The organism is Moraxella lacunata (genome assembly GCF_900453205.1).
Taxonomy (GTDB): Bacteria; Pseudomonadota; Gammaproteobacteria; order Pseudomonadales; family Moraxellaceae; genus Moraxella; species Moraxella lacunata_B.
In genome coordinates this window covers 29,484-53,948 of record NZ_UGQU01000003.1, presented here as the reverse complement: position 1 = coordinate 53,948, position 24,465 = coordinate 29,484, and the positions used below count along the sequence as shown (strand labels likewise).

The following is a 24,465-nucleotide window of genomic DNA, read 5'->3' as shown; positions in this document are numbered from 1 at the left end:
GTTATCCACAATCTTATCCACAGCTTTTGGGGATAAATTTTTGGTAGATTTTAGTCATAAAAAATGACAAGTAAAAACAATCACTTGCCAATTTTTTGATGATATAGCCAAACAAATTTGAAATAAGACAAGGAAAACGAGCGAAGTTGTACAAGTAGTACTACGAGCGGGTTTGACACAGTATTATTTCAAAGTTGGCAGACTATATTTGCTTTATCCTGTCTGTGAAACCTTGACTTTTTGTCTATTTTTCCCTGTCTGATTCACCCACCCAAGCCATCTCATCTGCCACATCCGCCATGTCGCACGCATGAATGCCAAACATCGCCCCATCAGCAAGCCTATCACCCAAAAGAGCATGCCACGCCACCACGTCATGCACGCTCATATCCGCCCCAACAAGCATACCCGCCAGTACGTCCCCCATGCCTGCGGTTGCCATAAAGGCATTACCGAATGGGCAAACTTGCACCCTTATGCCGTCAAAGCTGAGCGTATTTGCCCCTTTGATGACCCATTGCCCACCATACCGCTCATGCAAACGGTACAGCGTGTCTAGTTTGTCATTATTCACGTCCGCCACACTCACGCCAAGCAGACGTGCCGACTCTGCCGAATGGGGCGTACAGATGACATGATTGGGCAATTTGCATGGATTTTTTGTCAAAAAGTACAACGCATCAGCATCCAGCACCACCCTATCAAAGGCATGATGAACCACCCCATCCATGACTTTATCAAAAACCATCTCTGCCCACGCATCACGCCCAAGCCCCATGCCAAACGCCACACGGTCAAATCCTACCAAGTCCCCCACGCTCATCTCATCAATGTCCGCCACCATGACATTGGGCGAGCGTGTCAGCATGGCACTGTGGTGCATGGCATGACAGACTGCCGTCACTCGCCCCGCCCCCATGCTCATCGCCATCTGGCTTGCCATGATGACCGCCCCACCCATACGCCGATGACCGCCCACGACCGCCACCGTACCAAAGTCGCCTTTGTGGGCGGTACTTTGGCGTGTGGGTGGTTTTGGTTTATCCGATAAATACGCCACCGCCGACAGCTCATCATCAGGCGGTATCAAGGGCAGATTGATGACTTTTCCCACAAAATCCTTTGCCACCCCGACAAACAGCCCCATTTTTAACCCCATCACGCACAAGGTCATATCCACGTCCGCACACACAGGCATGGGAATACCCCTATCAGGGTGCAGACCGCTTGGCACGTCAAGGGCGATTTTGGTGCCTGTTTGAACGTTAAAGGCGTGAATGATGTCTTGATATGCTTTGTCAAGCTCTCTGTCTAGCCCATTGCCAAACAACGCGTCCAGATGTATCACTTTTTCAAATTTGCGAATGACACCGCCCACATCATCACACATTGGCATGCCTGTACATGGCGACCTAGCACGGACAGCGTCCGCACTTTTTGGCGGATTTGGGGCGATGATTTGTACATTAAAATGCTTATTATCCAGTCTCTCTGCCAGATATTTTGCCGTCAGATAGCCATCCCCACCATTGTTGCCCACGCCACACCATGCGATGATGTCAGCTTGGGCGATGTTGTTTTTATGGATAAAATCAATGATTTGTAAACATAACGCAAGACTTGCCTGTTTCATGAGACCAAACGAGCTGTTACCATCTGCAAACCAACGACCCTCCCAGTCTTTGACAGCTTTGGCGGTATAAATGGGCGTGGTCATCGGCTCTTCCTATATTTTTAGTGATGCCAATCGGCGAAAATCCTGCTCTGACACCATGCGATGATGAATGGTTACTCGGTGCGTTATCTCAAACGGCACAACAACACGAAACGTCATCGTCACCCTTCGCCCCATCACCACCACATCCGACAGATACGCCTGCCATACCTGCCTATCCACCCCCTCATACATGCCCAGATACCACACATCATCAGGGGCATGGGCGGACAGCTCATGTATCGGGATGGCACGCACTTTATCCATCCACAGGCACACCGCCCACAACACGCCCACCATGGCAGACTGCCACCACGGCATACCCATCACCGCCATGAACAACAGCGTGATGATAAGCACACCAACCTTGATGGGTAGGTCATGAGCGACTTGAGCGACAGCAGTATCAATAAACATCAGAGTGACTGGGTGCGTCTTAGTGCTTTTATCTTGTCAATGAGTGAGCCTATCTCGGCATCATCAGGACTTGCCTGCCCCAAAAAAAACAGCAACAAATCAGGGTCTTCGTGTTCTAGTAGTCGCTCAAAGGCAAGCTGTTCTTGTTCACTGGCGGTCAGATAATGATTTTTGACATAGGGGTCAATATAAAAATCAAGCTCCTTTAAGCCACGGCGAGCTTGATAGATGATACGGCGTTGGTGTAAGGTCGGTTCTAAATCGAGTGTGGTCATGGGTTGCCTTTTGGTGTTTTTTAGGTTGAAATCATCACAAATCAGTAAGATTTGCAAATCTGGTTATTTTTGCATAAAATAGGTAAATTTTCAATGAAAAACACACATGAACACCACGCCTGCCACCACTCCCATCGCCCCCAAAATCGTCTTTTTTGACATCGATGACACGCTCTACATCAAACACGAAAATCGCATTTTAGACAGCACCAAAACCGCCCTGCACGCCCTAAAAGAGCGTGGTATCATGGTCGCCATCGCCACAGGGCGTGGTCTGTGTGTGTTTCCACCTTGTATTAATGAGCTTATCGACGAGATTGGCATTGACATTTTTGTGACGATTAACGGGCAGTATAACGAGTATCAGGGTAAATGCCTGACCCATTTTCCCTTGACGCACGCTCAGCTGACCCACACCACCGCCTACCTGCAAAGCGAGCGTATCGCCCACGGCTACATGACCCGTGATGAGATTGTTACAGTCAGCCCCGATGAATACATGGTACAAGCCTTAACATCACTACACATCCCCTATCGTGTGGCAGAGTCGTTTGACATGAACACACCCGTCTATCAAATGCTGGCATTTTATGAAAATAACCACACCGCTCAGCTCTCATCCGCCCTAAGAGACGACCTAAAAACCGTGCGATGGCACATCTCTGGGGTGGATATTTTGGATAAGGACGGCTCAAAAGCTCGGGGCATTCGTTCGGTGTTGGACGCACTGGGTCTATCCATGGCGGACGCTGTCGCCTTTGGTGATGGGCTAAATGACATCGAAATGCTCTCATCAGTCGGCTTTGGCGTGGCAATGGGTAACGCCCACCCCAACCTAAAAGCGGTGGCGGACTATGTCTGCCCACGCCATGATGACGATGGGATACTTAGGGGGCTTGTGGCTTTGGGGGTGATTTAGGGCACATCTAATGCATTGGTGGGTTTTATCATTGGTAGGTTTTTTAAGCTTGGCAAGCATTGATGATTTTATAAATTTTTTAAAGCATCTCCATTCTCAACTTTTATATAAGTGATTGGTTTATCAAGGGCGAATATGATTCACCCCTACAACTCAAAAACCTAAAACCCAAAAAGTAATTATGGAACAATCAATAAGTTACCATTTTAAGTTGAAAATGAAGTAAGCATTGTTTTATTTTAAAAAATCTCCATAAAGGCAAATTAAGTTAATTCACCACCACACTCGCCCCGATTTTATTGGCAATGGGTTTTAACTTGCCCACTTTATCCGTGGTAAAAATCGGCAAGCCACCCATGACATAGTCCGCTTTTGGCTTATCCATAATCACAATCGCCTTTTGAATGCCGTCTAGGCTTACGATGATACGAGACTGCGAACCGTGTTTTATCATTAGGTCATGACTGGGTAGTAGCCGACCAAGCTCACGTTTAAAATCATCAATACTGGCAGGCTTTTTGGCAAAATAGGGCTTGATTAGGGCGATGACAAACAGCCCAATGAGTAGTGCGATAAGTCCGATAAAAAGCTGTGTTGCGTTCATTCTTAACCTACCTTAGATACACCACATTATCAGGTAATTCATTGCCACTTATGTCATCACAAGGAAAATATTGGTTCAAAAGTCGTCCAATCTCATCAATCAGCCACCCCAAACCGTCCGCCATGTCGCCTTTTTTAAAATAAGTGAGCGTATTTTGGCAAAGATTTTGCCAATCATCGCAGGCATAGGTGTCAATGCCGCGGTCGGCAATAATCTCCAAATCATGCTCGCACAGATTGACATAAATCAGCACGCCTGTATTGTGAGCGGTGTCCCATACGCCATATTCGCCAAAAAGCTGTAAGGCACGCCCACGACAGTCGTTGTCATAGGCAATACCGACTGGCAGATGGTTTTCGATGATAAGGCGTATCTCACCACGATGACCTTTTTCGGCTCGGGCGATACGCTCGGCAAGGGCGATTTTGAGTTCGGCAGTCAGCCAGCGATTGTGCAAAAATGGCACAAAAACAATCTGGCGAAACAGGCGTGCTGGGCTTTTTTGGGGAATGTGTCTCATGCTTTATCCTTGTTTTTCAATTAATTACCAAGAGCCACCTGCTCCGCCACCGCCAAATCCGCCACCGCCTCCACCGAAGCCACCAGAGCCAAAACCACCGCCCCCAAAGCCCCCACCAGAGCCACCAAATCCGCCCCCGCCGACATAAGTGCCACCGCCACGCCGTCCGCCATTTGAAAACACGCCAAGAATGAGCAATATCCAAAGCAAAATGCCTGCTCCAATGGCGGTCAGTAGCCCCACGCCAAACAAAGTCGCCAGTAACACAAAACCACCTGTGGACACGCTCGCTCCCAAAAACCGCCCCAAAGCACCGCTTAACACCGTACCAAAAAACATGGCAAAAATAAAAAACGGCACCACGCTAATCTCTTCATCGGCACTTACCTGCTGTGCGTCCGCTCGGGCAAGGGTCTCGGGGTCGGCTCGTAGCCGCTCGTCAATGCGTGCAATCCCTGCCGATATGCCTTGAGCGTATGCTCCTGTCTTAAAACTGGGCGTGATGTCTTCACGGATAATGCGGTTCAAAATCGCATCGGGCAACACACCTTCCACGCCATAGCCCGTAACGATGTGCAATTTGCGGTCATTAATCGCCACCGCCATTAAAATGCCTTCATCGGTGTCTTTTTGCCCAAGTTGCCAACGGTTCGCTACATTAATGGCATAATCAAAAATATCCATGCCGTCTGTGGTTGGCACAATCACCACCGCCATTTGAGCCAGACCGTCATCATAAATCCGTCTTAGCTGAGTCTCCAAATGAGCCTTTTCGCTGGCGGTCAAGATGTGTGCTTCATCAACAACGGGGTTATTTAAAATCAGCTTATTATGAGCAACAGCAGGGGCGGTGGATTGGCGTGGTGCAGATTGGGTTTGGCTATCTGCTTGGGCTTGATTTTGGGATTGTTGATTTTGGGCTTGATTTTTGGCTTTATTTAATTCATTTAAAACAATCAAATTCTCCACCGCTTGCCCTTCGCTTTGGGCGGTAGCGGTTGCTATGGCGGTGTTTTCAGAATTGGGGGCGGTAGCAGTTGCCGTGTTGTTGGCAAAAGCAGGTACCCCGACCCCAAGCACTACACTCATGCCAAGCGTGGCAAATAATGAACGATAACGGGTTGTGATTGGGGTCATGGGTTGCCTTTTTATGATAATTTTAACGAATATTTTATAAAGGGAATAAGGGCGAATGTAACTTACCCCTGCAAAACACGCAAGGTTATTGAGCTGTGGCGGTTGCCGAACCTGTATTTGCCCCAGCAGTAGCCGTTGCTGAGCCTGAATTGGCATTATTGTTATTATTACCAAAATTCACGGTCGGTGCAGTGCTAATGGCTTGTTCATTTTCTACGCTAAAATTGGCTTTGGTCTGCATACCAAACACCTTGGCGGTTAGATTGGTTGGGAACTGGCGAACCGTTGTGTTATAGCCTTGCACGCTTTGGATATAGTTATTACGAGCCACCGTAATGCGGTTTTCGGTGCCTTCTAGCTGGGCTTGCAAGTCTTGGAACATACCGTCCGCTTTGAGCTGTGGGTAGTTTTCGGTTACCATCATAAGCCTAGATAGGGCGGACGTCATGCCTGCCTGAGCTTCTTGGTATTGCTTCATGGCATTAGGGTCGTTTAGGGTCTCAGGGGTCAGCTGAACGCTACCGACACGAGAGCGGGCTTGGGCGACTTCGGTCAAGACTTCTTTTTCGTGTTCGGCATAACGCTCCACGACCGCCACAAGGTTTGGCACAAGGTCGGCACGGCGTTGGTATTGGTTCACCACTTCCGACCATTTGGCGTTGGTGTCTTCGTCTAGGGCTTGTAAGTTGTTATAGCCACAACCTGATAGGGTCAAAGTGCTGGCAAGCAGGGCTGATGTGATGAATTTTTTCATAAATTGCCTTTTGAATATAAAATAAAAGTCATGCTTATAATAAAGATTTGTCTGTCAAATGCAAGTAAAAAAATGTAGCTTGTCTTTGAATAATTGGCATTTACAAGATAAATAATTGGAATTGACAAGGTTTTTGCCATTGTCTTATATTAAATTTATCTTAAAAATATAAATAAAAAAACTTAATAAAACCAAAAAATTGTAAAAAACATTAAAAAATTGTAGATTTTTTTAAAAAAGTATGGCAAATTGTGAAAACTTAAAATTTTTATTTGGCTCTGGTTCAAAAAGTATGCTACAAAGAAAACCGTTCGTGGCGAGCTTGGGAAACCTAACGGTTTTCCTACCCGCAGGCAGGCTCAGGGCGAACGGAAAACTAGTTTGGCATACTTTTTAGACTACTGCCTTTTATTTAACGTATCTTAGCTTAAAATTCTCATTGATTGATGGCTTTGGATTTTTAGATATGGACAAATTGCTTGCGGTTTGTTTTGCCAAATCAATCGGCTAATCTGAGCGTTAATTTTACTTTTTATTTGTCATGATTGCAAACGCATAGGGAGCGATGACTATGAATGAGATTGTTAATTGGCTAAACGGGATTATTTGGAGTCCTGCCTTGATTTATCTGTGTCTTGGGGCAGGGCTATTTTATTCCATCATGACCCGTTTTGTGCAGTTACGTCTGTTTGGCGAGATGGTACGCCTTGTATTTAGTAAAACCAAAAGCGATGACGGGATTTCGTCCTTTCAGGCATTTGTGGTGGCACTTGCCAACCGTGTGGGCGTGGGTAACATTGCAGGGGTGGCGGCTGCCATCGGCTTTGGCGGCCCTTCGGCGGTGTTTTGGATGTGGGTGGTGGCATTTTTGGGAGCGTCCACCGCTTACGCTGAGAGTACATTATCGCAAATCTACAAAGAGCGAGACCCCATCACAGGTCAATACCGTGGCGGCCCTGCTTATTATTTTGAAAAAGGCTTGGGACAAAAATGGTACGCCATTCTCTTTGCGGTGGCGATGATTATCTCGTGTGGCGTCTTCTTACCTGGGGTACAGGCTAACGGCGTTGCCAGTGCGGTAACTCGCATCACAGGCGAAGGCAACTTGGTCAATTTCTTGGGGCTAGAAGTCGGCACGCTACGCATCGCTGTCATGGCGGTTGTTGTGGTTGCGGTGGGCGTGATTATCCTAGGCGGTATCAAGCGTATTGCAAGCTTTGCTGAGATTGTTGTGCCATTTATGGCTGTCGGCTACATCGTGCTTGCCCTACTTATCATGGTCATGAATCTTGACAAAATCCCTGCGGTCTTTGGGCTTATCATGGGCGACATCTTCAACCCAATGGCAGGCTTTGGGGCGGCGATTGGTTGGGGTGTTAAGCGTGGCGTGTACTCAAACGAAGCAGGTCAAGGTACAGGTCCACACCACTCGGGGGCTGCCGAAGTTGACCACCCATCTCAGCAAGGTCTTGTGCAGGCGTTTTCTGTTTATGTGGACACACTCGTGGTATGTACGGCAACTGCCTTTATGATTTTGACCATGGGCACCTACAACGTCCAAGGCACGCTTGAAGCAGGACAGTTTATTGTCCAAAACATTGACCCTAGCGTTGAGATTGGCACACCTGCCTTTACCCAGATGGCATTAGAGACAACTTTTGGAGTATTTGGTAACTACTTTATCGCCATTGCTATTTTCTTCTTTGCCTTTACCACGATTTTGGCATACTATCACATTGCTGAGATTAACGTGGTGTATTTGTCTAGATTTTTGGGTAAGCAAGCCCAAAAAACAGGGCTGATGATTGCCAAAGTCATCATTCTTATCATGGTGGGCTACGGTGCGTTGAACAGTGCTGGGGCTATCTGGGCATGGGGCGATGTGGGCGTGGGTATGACTGCATGGCTCAACATCATCGGTATCTTGATTATGTTCTTTATGGGATCTCGGGTTACCATGCGAATGCTTGCCGACTATGAAGCACAGCGTAAGGCGGGTGGCAAGATTGTCTTTGACCCTACCAAATTTGGCATCAAAAACGCCACATTTTGGGAAGAGCGTCTGCGTCAAAATGACAAGCAAAACGGTCAATAATCCAAAAACAACACAAAAAAAGGGGCGGATAATGCCCTTTTTTTATTGCCATAATGTAGGGCGTGCCCGCCTTTTGTATTTGCAATGAAAAAGTCTGTTTAAAAAAAGTGGGGAGTCGACGTTTTTCAAGGAAAACATTATACTCACCAAACCCCAAAATAACACTTCAAACCTTCTTCGATTGTATCAAGCTCTGACAAATGACTTCTAAGCCATCTTTTAATCGTTGCCCAAGTTTGCTCTATTGGGTTTAGCTTGGATGAGTAAGGTGGTAATGGTAAGATGATGTGTTTGTATGTTGTGTTATTGATAAGCTCTTGCAAGTGTTTCATTCTGTGAAATCTTGCATTGTCTAAGATGATGATACAAGGCTTGCCTGTTTGTTTGGTGTGATTGTTAAGACAAGGCAGTAGCATTTGTTCAAACCACGTTTCAAACAAAGCACTTGTCATTGTATTGTTGTAGATGAGTGGAGCAATCAAGTTTTTGGCTTTGCCCCCTATTTGTCCTGCCACTAAGGAGACTCGTTGATAGCGTCTGCCACTGACTTTATCATAGGCTCTTTGACCTTTTAGACTTCTTGCATGAGTACGGTGTAGATAAGTGCCAATGCCTGTCTCATCTATATAGACAAGCTCATAACCGTGTTTGGACGTAGCTTGTAGTTGTGTTAATTTGTCTTGGAAGTCTTTGACTTTATTTGGGTCTTTCTCGAAGTAAGTTGTGGTCTTTTTTTAAGAGTAATGTTCATTGCTTTGAGTGCTTTATGGATTGCCATATCACTACACCCAAATACTTCACCAATTTCACGTAGGTATTTGTCAGGATTTGCTTCTACGTAAGCAAGAAGCTCTTTTCTGTCAAACTTTCTGGGTCTGTTGGTGGGTTTTTTACAAGACAAATTGCCTGTTTCTTTAAGTTGTCGTCTCCAACGAAACACGGTGTGTCTTGATACACCAAAAGCTTCCATAACAAGGTCAATGTTCTTGCATTTGTCATAATAAGCCAAGGCTTTTTGTCTGATTTCTAGTGAATAAGCCATTTGAAGTAGTGATTAGTGAATGGTGATGGAGATATGGGGATGATTGGTGTTGTTTCAAGGTTTGTTGGTTATATATTCCCCATAAACACTCTAAATTTTAAGTTGTATTATAAAAGGCAGGCACGTCCTAATCATGATTGCGATTAAAACATATTGAAACCACTACATATAACGATTTTACAAAATTTTGCAATTTTAAAATCTTGGAAAATATCAGGGCGTGTAAGTATACATGTTTTATTTCGCAGTACGTCTATTTAATGCTAACACATCACCATTAAAAGGCAAAACCACAACGCAACGTTTTATGGTAAAATATGCTTTTTGAAAAATTGCCATGCTCCTAAACCTAAACCGCCACAGCTTTGCTGATTATAAAAAAGAGTTCATCGCTCTCGCCACACTCGCCCTGCCCATGCTCTTATCCCAAATCGCCCAAGTTGGGACAGGCTTTGTGGATACGGTCATGGCAGGCAGTGTCAGCAAAGAAGACTTGTCTGCGGTCGGATTGGGAAACAGTTTGTTTATTACCATCTATATCACTTTGCTTGGGGTAATGACCGCCCTAAATCCCTTGATTGCCCAGCAGTATGGTGCGGTTAACAAGGGCGATGCTAAGGCAGGCGACATTGGTGAGCTGGGACGGCAAGGACTGTGGTATGGACTGCTCATGGGCGTGATTGGCATGGTGCTGATTTGGGCGGCGATACTGCCCTTTGAGCATTATTTTGGTCATCTAAGCACCAACACCCTTGCCGTTACCAAAGAGTATCTGTGGTTCATCGGACTTGCCATGCCTGCCGCCATGATACATCGCACCTTGCACGCTTATGCGTCCAGTCTTAACAAACCCAAAGTTATCATGATTGTCAGTTGGCTGTGCTTTTTTGCCAACATTCCCCTAAACTACGTCTTTGTCTATGGCAAATTTGGCATGCCCGCCCCAGGCGGTGCAGGTTGTGGACTGGCAACCGCCATCGTCTTTTGGCTAAACGCCATCATCCTTGGCATATACATCGCCAAAGACAGATATTTTCATGAATTTGGCTTAATGGACAAATTTAGCCTGCCCGACATCAAGCTCTTTGGCGACATCACCAAACTTGGCATACCCATCGGACTGTCATTTTTTATTGAAGTGAGCCTATTTAGCTGTATCATGTTTTTGGTCGCAAGGCTGGACGGCAACACCGAAAACTACGTCGCCGCCCAACAAATCGCCATCAACATCACCTCACTCATCTTTATGATACCCCAAAGCTTAGGGGTTGCTAGCACCGTGCGGGTCGGCATGGCGATGGGTCAGCGTGAACCTGAGTCTGCCCGTTATAGCAGTGGCGTGGCGTTGTCAGGTGCGGTCGCCATTTCATTTTTGACCGCTGCCTTTTTGGTCATCGGGCGAGAACAGCTGGCAACACTCTACACCAAGGACACGGCAGTCATTGCCATCGCCTCCGCCATCATTCTCTATGCCGCCGCCTTTCAGCTGGTCGATGCGGTGCAATGCGTGGCAAGCTATGCCTTGCGTGGCTATAAAGTAACCACCGTGCCGATGATAATCCACATCATTGCATTTTGGGGTTGTGGGCTACTGCCTGGTATTGTGTTAGCGTTTTATATGGGCATGGGCATTTATGGTTTTTGGACGGCACTGGTCATCTCACTGGCAGTGGCGGCGGTGTTTTTGGGTTGGTATTTGGAGCGGTATAGCAAACGCATGGTGAGCATGGTGCATTGACAAATTTTTAAAAATCAGGCATAGTAGCACAACTGTTTTAAGGGCAATACCCCCGTTTTAGGGATGACCGCCCATCACGTAGGACTGCTTATGAAATCATACGCACTTATCCCAGTTGGCACTGCTCTTGTTCTCACCCTACTGACTGCTTGTGGTCACTCAGGGGGCGACCATGCCACCCCTGCCAGTGCCAATGCTGATATCCACGCCAATGAACAGCTCGGGACGACATGGGGCGATGAGATTCGCTCGCCCTCTAAACACGTCTCGGTCACTTACCTAAGTGATGATCCCATTGACCAAAATGTCGTTCGCTACGCCGCCAAAGCATTCACAGGCAAAACCTTAAACAGCGTCTCGCTTCATCATGGCAAAGTCAATCTCAGCTTTACCGATGATAACGGCAATACCCTACCCATCACCCGAGAAAACAGCGATTATTACCTAAGTGCCACCGAAGGGCAAAAATACACCCTACGCTACACCAACACCAGCGACAACACTTATGCCATTATCGCCAGCGTGGATGGGCTAAATGTCATCACAGGCGAGCGTGCTTCGGTGCATGGCAGTAGTTATATTCTAAACCCGCACGCCACCCTGCTCATCGAAGGCTTTCGTAAAAACGACAGTGCCGTGGCAAGTTTTACCTTTGGTAAGCCCGAACACAGCTACGCCAATCATTCGGACAGAGGCTCCATAGACAATACAGGCGTTATCGGCACCGCCATCTATGAAGTTCGCCTTGATGATGAATCCGCACCAAAATTTGCCCCACCACCCAACAGCAAGCCCAACACCCAACCACAGGCATTCCCTGCGGATAAATAAGTTGTGGAAGATAGCCTAATACCCAAATCATTTGCCAGTCCATTAAAAAATAGCCATGTTATTGCACGGCTATTTTCTATTTGCTTTTTAATTTCGGCATTGTTCACCAACTATACATACACCCAACCAACTTGATATTTACCACGGGTTTGTAGGGGTTGGCTCTGCACACCCTTTGATGATATTACCATACAAGGCGTGCTCAGCACGCCCCTACGTCCACACATCATTGTATTTGTAGTAATTTTAAAGTTTCTTGGGTGTAACTCAGCCCATCATCCCACTTAGCAAACAGTAAGTTCAGTGAGTTCTCTATCATCTTTTGGCATTTGGAATAACACTTGGTTTTGCGTTTAAATTTTGCAAGAAAATGCCTTATCCCACTGTTATAACCTTCAACAGTAAAGGTTTATTTTTTGCTTTATAAGTGCTTATGGATTGGAATGACATCTGCATAAACATTCCAGTAATCACTACAAAACAGATTGATATTAGGTGTATTTAGTTGGTTGTATAATCTCTTAAAGGTCTTACTGTCTCGCTTGCCACAAACAAAACCTAAGACTTGTTTGGTGTCTCTACTAATGACAATCGGGCTCCAACAGTAGTTTTTTTAAACTTGCTGTAACTGTGAATTTCATCAAGCTCTACAATGTTAATTTGTTCATTGTCTTGGGTTAAATTGGCATTGTAGATGTCTTGATGTTTAACACCAAGTTCTTTAACCCAATAGTACACGGTACTATACCCAATACCAAGTACACGACCTATGGCACGAAAACCCAGACCTTCAAGATACATGACAAGGCTAGCTTTCTAACACTTTCATCTTTTTTGTTGCTTTTATAAAGCACGGTAAAGTGATATTTATAGTCTTTACATTGGTATCTTTGTTTACCATAAGCAAAGCCTGCTTTAACAATGTGATTGGACTGACATTTTGGGCAATAATCTAAGGGTGTCATGAGCTGTTTGGTCTTTGGTTGTTGTGGAGTGGGTATTAGCTTGGGTATGGGTTTTGAACGATGCCGATTTTTCTTTTATGCCTTGCCAATCCTAGCATTTGCCCTTAAAATATAGCTTTAAAAATAAAAAAAGAGCAATAACGTGGACAAAGCACCCCCCTACTTAGCCCCCCATTTAGACCCGACATCTGTTGGTATCGTAACGCCCCAAACCTTGCATTTTGATGAGCCATTGACCCTAGAATGCGAGCGGGTGTTGCCGTCATTTGACCTAGTCATCGAGACTTATGGCGAGCTAAATGCCGACAAGTCCAACGCCATTTTAATCTGCCACGCCCTATCAGGCTCACACCACGCCGCAGGCTATCATAGTGAGTCCGATGCCAAAGCAGGTTGGTGGGATAACCTGATTGGCAATGGCAAGGCGATAGACACGAGCCGATTTTTTGTGGTGTGCCTAAACAACATCGGCTCATGCCACGGCTCCACAGGCCCTACGACACTCAATCCTGCCACAGGCGAGATTTGGGGGGCGGATTTTCCGCTTATCACCATAAAAGACTGGGTAAAAACCCAAGTCATGCTCTCAGACCGCCTAGGCATTGACAAATGGCACGCCATCGTGGGTGGGAGCATGGGCGGTATGCAAGCCCTACAATGGTCGGTGGATTACCCCGACCGCCTAGAGCGTGCCGTCATCATTGCCAGCACGCCCAAGCTATCCGCCCAAAACATCGCCTTTAACGAAGTGGCTCGCCAGTCTATCCTATCCGACCCCGATTTTCATGACGGCTGGTATCTCAAACACGGCACCTACCCCAGACGTGGGCTGATACTCGCTCGCATGGTGGGGCATATCACTTACATCACCGAAGAGGCGATGAAAGCCAAGTTTGGGCGGGACTTGAAGTCTGGCAAATTCATGTACGGCTTTGACGTGGAATTTCAAGTAGAAAGCTACCTACGTTATCAAGGCGAGCGGTTTAGCAAAAATTTTGATGCCAACACTTATCTACTCATGACAAAAGCACTGGACTATTTTGACCCGACACGGGATTACACCTCGGACGAACTGGATGAAAAAGAAGCCTTAAAACAAACGCTTGCCCGCACCAAATGCCAATTTCTCATCGTCTCATTTACCACCGATTGGCGGTTCACGCCCGAGCGGTCGGTTGAGATTGTGGACGCTTTAATGGCGAACGACAAACGAGTGAGCTTTGTCAATGTGGATGCACCGCATGGGCATGACTCATTTTTATTTGACATTCCCCGTTATACGACTGCCGTTCGAGGATTTTTGAACGCCCCTGTCATCAAACGACAAACAGGCGACATCACACTCCAAGAGATTTCACAATTGGCAAGACAATAAAACAAGGAAACTCATGAATAACATCGACCACCAACTTGCCGAAAAATGGATAAAACCCAACTCAAAAGTCCTAGATTTGGGCTGTGGGGACGGCACGCTACTGGCTCACCTGCAAGAGCGTCTGGGCGTGTTTGGCTATGGCATTGAGATTGACCCCGACAAAATCAATGAAGGCATTGCCAAAGGGCTAAACATCGTGGAGCAAGACCTAAATGACGGCTTGGCTCGCTTTGCTGATAATAGCTTTGATACAGTCGTTATGGCTCGTGCCTTGCAAGCGGTCAAAAATCCCGAAACCCTACTCAATGATATGCTAAGGGTTGCCAAATTTGGTATTGTTACTTTTCCCAACTTCGCCTATTGGCAAAACCGCATTTATCTTGGTATTAAGGGCATCATGCCGATGAGTGAGACCTTGCCCCACCAATGGTACAACACGCCCAACATTCATCTTTGCACTTTTAAGGACTTTGAACGGCTGTGCCACGACAACAACATTCGAATTTTGGACACGGTCGCCCTATGGGACAACCCCAACCCCAAAATCCCTGCCTTTGTCCGTGATAAAGCCGTCAAAAAAGCCCCCAATCTCTTGGCGGATGTGGCGGTGTTTCGGATTGCCAAAGGTTAATTAGGGCATGCCTACCATGGATAACATTTTTTTACAAAATAAGATGAAAATTTGACAATCTTAATCAATTTTTGCATGAAAAAATGGCTAAATCTTGTTTGTCATTGCAAATACCAAAAGCAGGCACGCCCTACATTTTAACCAGCAAACACCATCAAATAACTGATAAATGATGTTACAAAATTTGACATGTTTCACCAATGAAAAAATTGAGTTTATCACTCATTAATGGTATGATAAAGGATTGATTTGGTATTTTAATATATCCATTTAAACAAAGCTCTCAACCACAGGTCGTCATCATGAAACGTTTAAAACTTGGCATTTTATCCACCCTACTTTTGGCAGGTATTGCCAACGCTGAACTTATCTCAAATGTACCGCTTGATGTCTCTCGTTTTGAGATTATGGACATCTCATCACTTGCCAGTCAAGCAAGCAGTGGCAACCATCACGCCCAATTTTTCTTAGCCAAACGCCTACAAAAAGGTGAAGGCGTTGCCAAAGACCCTGCCAAAGCCGTGCATTGGTACACCCAAGCTGCCCAAAAAGACATCGCCCCTGCTCAGCTAAACCTAGGACTCATGTATCTGCGTGGCGAAGGTGTCAAAGCCAGCATGAGTGAAGGTCGCAAATGGCTAGAACGTGCCGCTCATCTGGGCGACAACCGTGCCAGCTATGCACTTGCAATGATTGATGAAAAACAGCAACGCTATGTGGATGCCTACAAATGGTATGACCTATCTAGCCGTGACGGTATGCTTGATAACGGCATTCGTGATAAAGCCCAAGCCAAAATCGGTCAGCTTGCCTTAAACCTATCATCAAGCGACATCGAAAAAGCCAAAACCAGTGCCAATGATTGGTTTACCATCAAATAATCATTTACCCACTCACCAAAAAGCCCATGACATCATGCGTGGGCTTTTTAAATGCGACTTCAATTTAAACGAAAATCCAGTTCAGTTTTGGGCTACCGCCCTAAGTTTTAATCAAAATATACTCACCATTTTATACGTTTACCATTTTTGCCAAAATGCCTTATCATGAAAATCAGGCACAGGGGCAGAACTGACAGCAAAGTAATGCAAATCACCTTTGATGTTTAGTATCGCACATGGGTTGACGAGTGTCTGCTCGGGCAACAAATCCGCCACGGCTGACACATCAAGACTGACATGACGCTCGTATACCAGCACGTTATCATTATCATCGGCACGCCACGACAGAGTCACTTTATCGGTCTGTATGGGCGTAGCGGGCGTACGATAATCGCTAAAATGATACAGAGCATAACGTCCATCAGGAGCAATGTTCATCTCAATATAACCGCCATCTGCCAAACCAATAAAGCATTCTAGGCAGGTCTCCTGCCACAGCCCATCGGCACGCTTGATATTATCATCATGATAATTGGCAAAATTCAGTCCGTCCACCTTTTCAATCATAAAACTCATGTTAATCACATGCTTACCCCCGTGCGTGTCTTCACTGATATAGGTATGAACTTTGGGGGCAGGCTTGTTTTTTTGGGCATTTTGCAGGTCTTGCAATACAAACAACCGCTCTCTTTGCATGACCGAATTATCATCATAATAAAACTCGGTAAAGTGTGACAGCGACAGCAAGCTAAACAGTTTATCAATGGGATTTGCGGTAAAAAAATTCAGGTATTGTTAAATAAAGATAGATTTTAAGGTTTTCCGTTCGGACTGAGCTTGTCGAAGTCTAGGAAAACCGTTATGGTTCGACAAGCTCACCACGAACGGCTTTCTAGAAAAGTATACTCAATTAACAATACCAAAATTCATGACATTCCCTTTTGTTGAATTCCTAAAAACCAAATCTTACCAAATTAGACAGTTTGTCGTTAGGTTCGTCATTTTTACGAAACAGTAGCACCATACGCCCGATATGATGCACCACTTGACTGTCTGTGGCATCGGCTAGGGCGGATGCACATTCTTTGCGTTCATCTGATGAGCCTGCTGGGATTTTTACTTTGATGAGTTCGTGGTCACTTAGGGCACGGGCGGTCTCTTCGATGAGCGTGGGCGTCAAGCCATTACCACCCACCATGATGATGGGATTTAGACGATGACCGATGCCCCGTAGTTCTTTTAGGGTGTCGTTAGATAGGTTGTTAAAATTGGGTTTTGCCATAAAATGTCTCAAAACAGGTTTTTAAATAAATTAATGTTCATTATAACAAAAATATACCAAATTTTCTCATAAAAATGTTAAACTAAGCAGTTATTTTAATTCATCAACACCGACCAATGGCAACTCGCATTACCAACAAAAAATTCTCCAAATCATCGAAAGCGTGGATGAAAGAGCATATTGACGACTATTATGTTCAAAAAGCCCAAAAAGACGGCTATCGTGCCAGAGCGGCTTATAAGTTATTGGAGATTAACGAAAAAACTTCTCTTATCAAAAAAGGCATGACCGTGGTGGACTTAGGTTCTGCCCCTGGTAGCTGGTCGCAGGTGGCAGGACAGCTTGTGGGCGATGACGGGATTTTGATCGCATCTGATATTTTGCCCATGGATACTTTGGAGAATGTTACCTTTATTCAAGGCGATTTTAGAGAAGAAGAAGTCTTTAACAAAATCATGAATGAAGTGGGCGGACGACGTGTGGACGTGGTGTTATCGGACATGGCTCCCAACACGTCTGGCATGTCAGCAGTGGACATGCCACGCATGATGTATCTGTGTGAGCTGGCGGTGGATTTTGCTCTAAAAGTGTTGCCCGAAGGCGGTGCGTTAATCATGAAAGTGTTCCAAGGCGAAGGTTCGCCCGAACTTCGTGCTGACATGCAAAAAAAGTTTAGCAAAATCAAAAGCATCAAACCCAAGGCAAGTCGTCCCCGCTCCAAAGAGATGTTTTGGGTGGCGATAAAATAATCATCCAAATTTAGGGCTTGATTTATTGATAATAAGCCTTATTAAAAGCAATGTCTCTTTGTGTGAACAATTGCACGATTTGCCCCATTTTCCAATTTTTAAATTTTCAATCAAAGTTGTATCAAACGCCAAAAACAGGAAACCCTTTGTGAACGACATGGCAAAAAACATTCTATTATGGCTCGTGATTATCACCGTGGTAGTCATGGTATTTAGTAATCTCGACCGTGGTTCAGGCAAGGCTGATGACATGAAGTACTCAGCCTTTGTCACGGCAGTCGCCGAAGGTCAAATCCAAAAAGTTGAGATTGACGGCGAAGAGATTACGGGAACAAAGGTTAATGGCTCAGAGTTTGAGACCATCCGCCCTGCCCTAGACGATACCGAGTTAATGCCATTACTTCGCAAGCATAACGTAGAAGTAGAAGGGGCAGCACCACAGCGTCAAGGCGTGGGTACTCAGCTACTCATTGCAGCCTTTCCGATTTTGCTCATCATCGGTCTGTTTTGGCTGTTCATGCGTGGCATGAGTGGCGGTGCTGGCGGTGGCGGCATGGGTGGTCGTAACCCCATGAGCTTTGGTAAATCAAAAGCCAAAATGCTCTCAGAAGACCAAATCAAAGTTACCTTTGCCGATGTGGCAGGGTGTGAAGAGTCCAAGCAAGAAGTGGTTGAAATTGTGGACTTCTTAAAAGACCCAGAAAAATTCACCAAACTTGGGGCGACCATTCCCCGTGGCGTGCTTATGGTGGGTCCTCCTGGTACAGGTAAGACACTGCTTGCCAAAGCCATTGCAGGCGAAGCCAAAGTGCCGTTTTTTAGCATCTCGGGTTCGGATTTTGTGGAGATGTTTGTTGGGGTGGGTGCAAGCCGTGTCCGTGATATGTTTGACCAAGCCAAAAAGAACGCCCCGTGTATCATCTTTATTGATGAGATTGATGCGGTGGGTCGTCATCGTGGCTCGGGCATGGGAGGTGGTCATGATGAGCGTGAACAAACGCTAAACCAACTTTTGGTGGAAATGGACGGCTTTGAAGGCAATGACGGCGTGATTGTCATTGCAGCAACCAACCGTGTGGACGTGCTAGATAAAGCCCTACTTCGTCCTGGTCGTTTTGACCGTCAAGTGTCGGTTGGCTTGCCAGACATCAAAGGTCGTGAGCAAATCCTAAATGTACACCTTAAAAAGCTCCCCCAAACCATTGGTGTGGACGTCAATGCCCTAGCTCGTGGCACCCCAGGGTTTAGCGGGGCACAGCTTGCCAACCTTGTCAATGAAGCCGCTCTTTTTGCCGCCCGTCGCAACAAGATGAGCGTGGACATGAACGACTTTGAAGATGCCAAAGACAAACTCTATATGGGGCCTGAGCGTAAATCCATGGTGCTGCGTGAGGAAGAACGCCGTGCTACTGCCTATCACGAAGCAGGTCATGCCCTAGTCGCCCAACTACTTCCCTTTACCGACCCTGTACACAAAGTAACCATCATGCCCCGTGGCTGGGCACTCGGGGTAACATGGCAGTTGCCCGAGCAAGATGCGGTGAGCAGTTATAGCGATAAAATGCTAAACGACATCTCTATCTTGTTTGGCGGGCGGATTGCTGAGGAGATTTTTATCAATCGCAAATCCACAGGAGCGTCCAACGACTTTGAGCGTGCGACCAAACTTGCCCGTGCCATGGTTACCAAATATGGCATGAGCGACAAACTTGGCGTAATGGTCTATGAAGACGAAGAGCAAGGCGGATATTTTGGTGGGGCGAGCCGTACTATCAGTGAGGCTACCCAACAAAAAGTGGACGAAGAAGTCCGCCGCATCCTAGAAGAGCAGTACGATGTGGCGTATAAGCTCATTGATGACAATCACGACAAGATGCACGCCATGGTGGACGCACTGATGAAGTGGGAGACGATTGACCGTGAGCAGTTCTTGCAAATCATGAATGGCGAGACGCCACGAGAGCCAAAAGAATATCAGCATGAAGTGCCAACGGTGAATATCGTCAAAAATGACGAATTGCCACCGCCTTTGCCGAGTGCTTGATTTACAGACCGTCTTAAACACTAAGGCGGTTTTTTGTGCATTAATGTTTACCAAAAACACTTGCAATTTTACTCAAACTCTTATACGATACGCCTTTTAATTGACAATGATAATCTTATGACAAATTTTTTAAATAAACAACTAAAACGCACCAAAATCATCGCAGGCATGAGTAATACCTTGGTGGGGGGCTTTGCTACCGCCAGACGTATTGGGGCATTTAAAACACCGCCCAGAGATGTTTTGCCAAAATACATCCAAATCTTTTGCCGTAAAATGGTCAATTCCTTTGGTGTGGAAGTCGTGCAAGTTGAGCCTGTGCCACAGACACACGGGCTATGGGTATCCAATCACATCTCTTGGCTGGATATTCCTGTGGTGGGATCGGTCGCTCCTGTGTTCTTTTTATCAAAGGCGGAGATTGGCGAGTGGTTTATTTTTGGCAAACTTGCCAAAGCAGGCGGAACACTCTTTATCAAGCGTGGTTCGGGGGACGCTGACGGTGTGGCACGTCAAATTGCTGACTTTTTGCGTGGCGGTTCATCGGTGGTATTTTTCCCCGAAGCGACCACCACAGACGGCAAACAAATCAAAAAAATCCATGGCAAATTATTACAAGCAAGCATGGATACAGGCTTACCCATTTGTCCTATGGTGATTGCTTATGTCAATGCAGACGGTACATTGTCAGATGACTGTGCGTATTATGACAAACGCACGATGGCAGAGAGCCTAAGACGAGTGGCAGACAGCGATGGGGTTAAGGCGTATGTGTTGCCCCTTGCACCGATTTTGCCCGAAGATAAGACCCGTGTTGAGCTGACCGAACTATTACAAAAAGCGATGGAAGACGGCTTAGCACAGCTACATAGACGGGTGTTAAAGGCTTAATAATCCCCTTTTACCTACGCCAGAGCCTATCCCACAACCCATGCGTTGGTGTGGGTTCTTGACTGGGTGTTTGGTTGGGCGTGGCAAGTAGCCGACAGGGTTTATCAGGAAATTTTGGGTTGTTGACTGCTCGCCCTGCAAGGTCTTGCAAAAATAGCGTACACCGCCCACCGTCCGTGCGTAGTTGCCATTCATGACCGCTAATCTCTTTATCAAACGTATTAGGAGATGCCAACGTACTAACAATCAGCTTGCCATGTCTATCTACAAAGCCAACGTTACTGTGACCATTCATATCTAAATGAACTCTTGATATGCCTTGCTCATCAAAAGGCTCCATGTTGTCATAGTCTTGTGTAAATACGTTTTTGTGGCGGTCTATCATCATGGCTTGGTTATCCACGCTCACCAAAAACCGCTCATCGCCTGCTTTATCGTCCAGTAGCTTTACCCAATCATAACGCCCCATCAAGATGATATTGCCCTGTGTATCCATAAAACCCTGCTGTCTGTCATGACTGTCAAAGTACATCAATGTATCGCTCGCAAAATTTAGCCTACCACGCTGATAATCCAGCAAGACCCTACCATCTACCCCATACACCGCCGAATATATGCCATCATCACGCTCATCAGTGATAATGACTTTATCCACGCCATTAAATGCCCAAACCCGCTCATCAAAAATAAAAGGTGCTATCACACGCTGATGAGCGTCGACCAAACCCCATTTGCCTTGTTTTGATAAAGTGATATGACCACTTAGGCACGCTCCGTCATCATATTCAAGCGGTAACAATACTTTACCTGTGCTGTCCGCCATGCCATATTTGCCGTGTTTTTTGACAACGCCGAATATGTTGCTGTTTTCTGCGGACGTTGAACAAACCACGTTTTCATCATAACGAAAATCGCCCCAATCGGCAGGCTCTATGGATAACGCCCACGCTTGCGGTAGTGTGAGCAGGGTGAATAAGGCGATGAGTGGCTTTTTCATGGGTTGTCCTAGGTTGTCATTTGGGCTGTATGTCTATCAAAATATGGGGATAGGTACGGGTCAAAATGGGCGATTTGGTGTACTTGACACAAATCACATCGCCTGCCTTGTACGGGCGAAAAATATCATCCCTATGCCAGTTGTCAAGGCGGTCAAAGCGATACGATTTTTGGCTCATTGAGTCATCAAGATACAGGCTTAGCACACTTTGTTTGCCCAAAGGGCGATGTTCGATTTTGTTAAGTTGCCCACAAACTTGATGAATATTGCCGTGGCTTGTCCAGTAATAACCAAAAAATAAATAATAAAGCACAACGGTAGTCGACAATGCTCCGATACTTATCTTTATGATTAAATGTTTGCCTTGTGCGGTCGCCACACCCAAAAACACCACCGCCAAGATGATAAAAAATGCGTCGCCAACAAGTATTGAGATGATAACAGCTAAGGCGATAAGGGCGATAGCAAATGGCTGATGTTCTGTGCTGAAAAATGACATGACAAATATCCCTTTTGCTGTGGTTGATGTTATTTCTTATCATTCATAATTCGCACTTCTTTTAATACATGGGGCGAAAAAAGGGTAAATGCTGGCATGGGGATATAATCCACGCAAATCGACTCATTTTTATCATAACGATTTTTAAAAAAGTCGGTATGTTCGTGATAGCGATGAATGTGCATAAAGTCATAAACTTTTTGCTCATCTGTGGCATACATCGACAACATCAAATCCTGCCTTTTAAATCCACTCTTTTGATAAAACTCTTTGAATGTGCCACAAACCGTTTTGGCAGGTGTACGAGAATAAGTATACAAGCCATAATTAAAATAATAAACAACAAACGGCCCAATCACGCCCCAAATACCAAATTTGACGGTGTCGGATTTGTCATGGGCAAAAAACAAACTTGCCATCATCGCACCAATGCCAAGCGTCATCGCCTTGTCATCTACAAAGAGCAAAAAGATGATGACCTGTATGGCAATGACACCATAACCGAGCTTTTTTGAGATTGGGCGTTGTCGCTCATTTTAGCTCAATCGCCATTTGTCCCTTTGGTGTAACCTTAAAAATCTGCACCTTAAACAGCACATCTTGCCCTGCCAAAGGGTGATTAAAATCCACTTTGACTTCATTATCATCAACATGGCAAATTACCCCCGCCAAGGTATTTTGACCTTTATCGGCAAATTCCATCATCATACCGACCACAGGATTTGGCTCGGATAAGCTAAATTTGGTGCGGGGAAAGGTCTGTACGTTTTCGCCATTCCATTCGCCAAAGGCTTGTTCTGGCGGTAGATGAGCGGTGCGGGTGTCGCCTGCTTTTAGGTTGATGAGTACCTGCTCAAAGCCTGCCAGTAGGCTCTCATCGCCTACCGTCAAGGTTACAGGCTCATCTCGCCCAAAGGTGCTATCGATGACTGTGCCATTTGGTAGGCTGACTTCAAAATGTAGCGAAACGGTGCTACCGTCTGTAATGCGAATCTCTTCGCTGGGTAAAATGTTCATGTTAAAATTCCAAAATAAAAGTGGGGCTAGTTTACCACAAAGCCCCATGTATAGTAAAATCGCCAATATAGTCAAACAAATTTGAAATAAGACAAGGAAAACGAGCGAAGTTGTACAAGTAGTACTACGAGCGAGTTTGACGCAGTATTGTTTCAAAGTTGGCAGACTATACCTTTTGGTAATCAGTCTTCACCAAGTAGCCTTCTCGCCCAAGCAATCACGGGCAAATCCACCATTTGTCCATCGATGGCGAACACCGCCTGCCCTGTGGCGTGATGATGAGATAGCACTTTTTTGGCAAAGGCGACATCGCCATCACGCACTTTGTGTGCCTGTACCACACCCAACTGCTTGGGGTGTATGACAAGACAGCCACCAAAACCAAAATCACGAGCGTGCGTAAGCCATCTGGCAAAGCCGTCATCATCGCCAAAATCGGGATAAATCGTCTCAATCGGAGCATTTAGCCCATGTGCCTGCGAGTGTAACACCAGCTCGCACCGCACCTTGTCAAGCATAACTACCTCTGCCGATGTATGCCTGCCAATCCCTAGCGATGTCAATAAATCCAAACAGCCATAGCTCAACGCCACAAGCCCTGTTACACCTGCCATAGAAGCGACATTTAGCACGCCTTGCCCGCTCTCAATCATGGCAATGATGGGGCGAGCCGTCAGCTCATGGGCGAGGCTGACCTGCTGGGCGTTATCGGCTTTGGGGAGTACCACCGTGCTGATGATGTCGTGGGACTGCACCCATTCACAATCCAAACGAAACTCGCCATGAGACGCCCCATGTATCCGCACCCACAGCTCTGGCGTAGTCTGTGTTTGCTCCATAGTGCCGAGCAAGTCATCAAGTTCAGCACGCACATCATTAGGCGAGCAGTCGGCGGCGGCGTCTTCTAGGTCGATGATGATGGCATGGACGTGGGCAGTTATGGCAGAGTCGGTTAGGGCTTTAATGATACGTTTGGGGTGCGTGGCAGGGACGAATAGATAGGCAAGCATGATAAAACCCTTTTGCAAATTAAATGTATTGTCATTTATTATAGTGGGGATGATTTATTTTTGCAAATTGACATAAAA

The 24,465-nt window shown here is 46.0% G+C and carries 25 protein-coding genes and 1 pseudogene; 10 read left to right on the top strand and 16 right to left on the bottom strand.

Going from position 1 to position 24,465, the window contains the following annotated elements:
* Nucleotides 1-244: 244 nt before the first annotated feature.
* Genes DX073_RS09080 through DX073_RS09070 form a run of 3 tightly spaced genes read right to left on the bottom strand, consistent with a single transcriptional unit; the run spans nucleotide 245 to nucleotide 2,406 of the window.
* Nucleotides 245-1,717: an NAD(P)H-hydrate dehydratase gene (locus tag DX073_RS09080; RefSeq protein WP_115007671.1), complete on the bottom strand. Its 1,473-nt coding sequence runs from the start codon at nucleotides 1,715-1,717 to the stop codon at nucleotides 245-247.
* Between the two features lie 9 nt (nucleotides 1,718-1,726).
* Entirely contained in the window at nucleotides 1,727-2,131 is a 405-nt protein-coding gene (locus DX073_RS09075) for a hypothetical protein (protein ID WP_115007669.1), read from the bottom strand.
* Nucleotides 2,131-2,406, bottom strand: a complete 276-nt coding sequence (locus DX073_RS09070; RefSeq protein WP_115007667.1) for an FAD assembly factor SdhE — start codon at nucleotides 2,404-2,406, stop codon at nucleotides 2,131-2,133. The genes DX073_RS09075 and DX073_RS09070 overlap by 1 nt, the downstream gene beginning before the upstream one ends.
* Nucleotides 2,407-2,512: 106 nt before the next feature.
* Between DX073_RS09070 and DX073_RS09065 the strand changes: the two genes are divergently transcribed.
* Complete coding sequence (locus tag DX073_RS09065; protein WP_115007665.1) at nucleotides 2,513-3,325, top strand: Cof-type HAD-IIB family hydrolase; 813 nt, start codon at nucleotides 2,513-2,515, stop codon at nucleotides 3,323-3,325.
* A gap of 268 nt (nucleotides 3,326-3,593) precedes the next feature.
* On the opposite strand, the gene DX073_RS09060 is transcribed toward DX073_RS09065, so the two are convergent.
* The 4 genes from DX073_RS09060 to DX073_RS09045 all read right to left on the bottom strand — a co-directional run bounded on the left by DX073_RS09060 (nucleotide 3,594) and on the right by DX073_RS09045 (nucleotide 6,340).
* A complete protein-coding gene (locus DX073_RS09060) occupies nucleotides 3,594-3,929 on the bottom strand; it encodes a hypothetical protein (protein WP_115007663.1) in 336 nt (111 codons plus the stop codon).
* A 7-nt stretch (nucleotides 3,930-3,936) separates the two neighbouring features.
* Complete coding sequence (locus DX073_RS09055) at nucleotides 3,937-4,449, bottom strand: TPM domain-containing protein (RefSeq protein WP_115007661.1); 513 nt, start codon at nucleotides 4,447-4,449, stop codon at nucleotides 3,937-3,939.
* Nucleotides 4,450-4,473: 24 nt separating this feature from the next.
* Nucleotides 4,474-5,586, bottom strand: a complete 1,113-nt coding sequence (locus tag DX073_RS09050) for a TPM domain-containing protein (RefSeq protein WP_115007659.1) — start codon at nucleotides 5,584-5,586, stop codon at nucleotides 4,474-4,476.
* Nucleotides 5,587-5,671: 85 nt separating this feature from the next.
* A complete protein-coding gene (locus DX073_RS09045) occupies nucleotides 5,672-6,340 on the bottom strand; it encodes a LemA family protein (protein ID WP_115007657.1) in 669 nt (222 codons plus the stop codon).
* 571 nt (nucleotides 6,341-6,911) lie between these two features.
* Between DX073_RS09045 and DX073_RS09040 the strand changes: the two genes are divergently transcribed.
* Nucleotides 6,912-8,435 carry an alanine/glycine:cation symporter family protein gene (locus tag DX073_RS09040; protein ID WP_115007655.1) on the top strand — a complete coding sequence of 508 codons (1,524 nt, stop codon included), beginning with the start codon at nucleotides 6,912-6,914 and terminating at the stop codon, nucleotides 8,433-8,435.
* A 143-nt stretch (nucleotides 8,436-8,578) separates the two neighbouring features.
* Here DX073_RS09040 and DX073_RS15070 read toward each other — a convergent pair.
* Nucleotides 8,579-9,477 (bottom strand): IS630 family transposase gene (locus DX073_RS15070; RefSeq protein ID WP_404932932.1). Its coding sequence is split into 2 segments (ribosomal slippage): nucleotides 8,579-9,162 and nucleotides 9,162-9,477, totalling 900 coding nucleotides; the frame shifts between segments, so codons are not numbered across the junction.
* A 337-nt stretch (nucleotides 9,478-9,814) separates the two neighbouring features.
* Here DX073_RS15070 and DX073_RS09025 point away from each other — a divergent pair.
* Nucleotides 9,815-11,215, top strand: coding sequence for an MATE family efflux transporter (locus tag DX073_RS09025; protein WP_115007651.1), 1,401 nt, complete (start codon nucleotides 9,815-9,817; stop codon nucleotides 11,213-11,215).
* 90 nt (nucleotides 11,216-11,305) lie between these two features.
* Nucleotides 11,306-12,046, top strand: coding sequence for a hypothetical protein (locus DX073_RS09020; protein ID WP_115007649.1), 741 nt, complete (start codon nucleotides 11,306-11,308; stop codon nucleotides 12,044-12,046).
* Between the two features lie 226 nt (nucleotides 12,047-12,272).
* Here DX073_RS09020 and DX073_RS09015 read toward each other — a convergent pair.
* A pseudogene (locus tag DX073_RS09015) lies at nucleotides 12,273-13,011 on the bottom strand (IS1 family transposase).
* Between the two features lie 142 nt (nucleotides 13,012-13,153).
* Between DX073_RS09015 and metX the strand changes: the two are divergent.
* From metX to DX073_RS09000, 3 genes are all read left to right on the top strand, one after another.
* Nucleotides 13,154-14,386, top strand: coding sequence for a homoserine O-succinyltransferase MetX (gene metX, locus DX073_RS09010; RefSeq protein ID WP_115007646.1), 1,233 nt, complete (start codon nucleotides 13,154-13,156; stop codon nucleotides 14,384-14,386).
* Nucleotides 14,387-14,399: 13 nt separating this feature from the next.
* Nucleotides 14,400-15,017 (top strand): methionine biosynthesis protein MetW, encoded by a 618-nt coding sequence (gene metW, locus DX073_RS09005; protein ID WP_115007644.1) that lies wholly within the window; start codon nucleotides 14,400-14,402, stop codon nucleotides 15,015-15,017.
* A 302-nt stretch (nucleotides 15,018-15,319) separates the two neighbouring features.
* The gene (locus DX073_RS09000; RefSeq protein ID WP_115007641.1) at nucleotides 15,320-15,898 is read left to right on the top strand and encodes a tetratricopeptide repeat protein; all 579 of its coding nucleotides are present in this window, start codon (nucleotides 15,320-15,322) and stop codon (nucleotides 15,896-15,898) included.
* A 138-nt stretch (nucleotides 15,899-16,036) separates the two neighbouring features.
* Here DX073_RS09000 and DX073_RS08995 read toward each other — a convergent pair whose 3' ends face one another.
* Together DX073_RS08995 and DX073_RS08990 are read right to left on the bottom strand one after the other, a co-directional pair.
* Nucleotides 16,037-16,645: a DOMON domain-containing protein gene (locus tag DX073_RS08995; protein ID WP_115007639.1), complete on the bottom strand. Its 609-nt coding sequence runs from the start codon at nucleotides 16,643-16,645 to the stop codon at nucleotides 16,037-16,039.
* Between the two features lie 205 nt (nucleotides 16,646-16,850).
* Complete coding sequence (locus DX073_RS08990) at nucleotides 16,851-17,180, bottom strand: YhbY family RNA-binding protein (protein ID WP_115007637.1); 330 nt, start codon at nucleotides 17,178-17,180, stop codon at nucleotides 16,851-16,853.
* A 116-nt stretch (nucleotides 17,181-17,296) separates the two neighbouring features.
* Between DX073_RS08990 and DX073_RS08985 the strand changes: the two genes are divergently transcribed.
* The 3 genes from DX073_RS08985 (at nucleotide 17,297) to DX073_RS08975 (ending at nucleotide 20,864) form a co-directional block, all read left to right on the top strand.
* A complete protein-coding gene (locus DX073_RS08985) occupies nucleotides 17,297-17,929 on the top strand; it encodes an RlmE family RNA methyltransferase (protein WP_115007635.1) in 633 nt (210 codons plus the stop codon).
* A 157-nt stretch (nucleotides 17,930-18,086) separates the two neighbouring features.
* The gene (gene ftsH / locus DX073_RS08980; protein ID WP_115008315.1) at nucleotides 18,087-19,973 is read left to right on the top strand and encodes an ATP-dependent zinc metalloprotease FtsH; all 1,887 of its coding nucleotides are present in this window, start codon (nucleotides 18,087-18,089) and stop codon (nucleotides 19,971-19,973) included.
* A 117-nt stretch (nucleotides 19,974-20,090) separates the two neighbouring features.
* Nucleotides 20,091-20,864 (top strand): lysophospholipid acyltransferase family protein, encoded by a 774-nt coding sequence (locus DX073_RS08975; RefSeq protein ID WP_115007633.1) that lies wholly within the window; start codon nucleotides 20,091-20,093, stop codon nucleotides 20,862-20,864.
* Between the two features lie 10 nt (nucleotides 20,865-20,874).
* Here the strand turns inward: DX073_RS08975 and DX073_RS08970 are convergent, their stop codons facing one another.
* The 5 genes from DX073_RS08970 to DX073_RS08950 form a co-directional block, all read right to left on the bottom strand.
* The gene (locus tag DX073_RS08970) at nucleotides 20,875-21,861 is read right to left on the bottom strand and encodes a WG repeat-containing protein (protein WP_115007631.1); all 987 of its coding nucleotides are present in this window, start codon (nucleotides 21,859-21,861) and stop codon (nucleotides 20,875-20,877) included.
* Nucleotides 21,862-21,877: 16 nt separating this feature from the next.
* Complete coding sequence (locus DX073_RS08965) at nucleotides 21,878-22,360, bottom strand: hypothetical protein (protein WP_115007629.1); 483 nt, start codon at nucleotides 22,358-22,360, stop codon at nucleotides 21,878-21,880.
* A gap of 29 nt (nucleotides 22,361-22,389) precedes the next feature.
* Entirely contained in the window at nucleotides 22,390-22,827 is a 438-nt protein-coding gene (locus DX073_RS08960) for a hypothetical protein (RefSeq protein WP_147279712.1), read from the bottom strand.
* Nucleotides 22,828-22,891: 64 nt separating this feature from the next.
* Complete coding sequence (locus DX073_RS08955; protein ID WP_115007624.1) at nucleotides 22,892-23,377, bottom strand: FKBP-type peptidyl-prolyl cis-trans isomerase; 486 nt, start codon at nucleotides 23,375-23,377, stop codon at nucleotides 22,892-22,894.
* A gap of 182 nt (nucleotides 23,378-23,559) precedes the next feature.
* Complete coding sequence (locus DX073_RS08950; protein ID WP_115007622.1) at nucleotides 23,560-24,387, bottom strand: HpcH/HpaI aldolase/citrate lyase family protein; 828 nt, start codon at nucleotides 24,385-24,387, stop codon at nucleotides 23,560-23,562.
* Between the last annotated feature and the right edge of the window lie 78 nt (nucleotides 24,388-24,465).